Origin of the sequence: Kitasatospora sp. NPDC050463, from assembly GCF_040655255.1 — a bacterium.
Taxonomy (GTDB): Bacteria; Actinomycetota; Actinomycetes; order Streptomycetales; family Streptomycetaceae; genus Kitasatospora.
The window spans coordinates 44,191-44,624 of record NZ_JBFAJO010000069.1 but is presented as its reverse complement, the minus strand read 5'-3'; positions in this window follow the sequence as shown (position 1 = coordinate 44,624).

The window sequence follows — 434 nt, the reverse complement described above, 5'->3', positions numbered from 1 at the left end:
GCAGGGGGGACCCTGTGGGAGAGTAGGACGCCGCCGAACAATCATTCACAGAGAACCCCCACCCGATTCCGGGTGGGGGTTCTTTGCATTTCCGGAACAGGCGGGAAATGCCTCGGCGGTGGCTGCCATGAAAGCTGCTGCCCAGCCCTTCGCACCATCCGGACAGCTGAGCCTGCAGGAAGGTGGCCGGCTGCCCACAGGAGAAGGACAGCCCAGGGGAGGCCCCCCGTCAGGAGGCCACGCCGGCGAGCGCAGCCGCACAACGGACCCCGACGGAGTTCCGACAGACCGCCGTGGCACCGCCCGAGCAGTGCCACGCCACTGCCACGCCACCGCCACGACGCCCGTCACCGGGTGGCCGTACGACTGAGGAGAATCTCTTCGCGGAGCTGGCCGCGTCGGCTCGTTGGGAAGACGTGGGAAAAGGCCGGCGG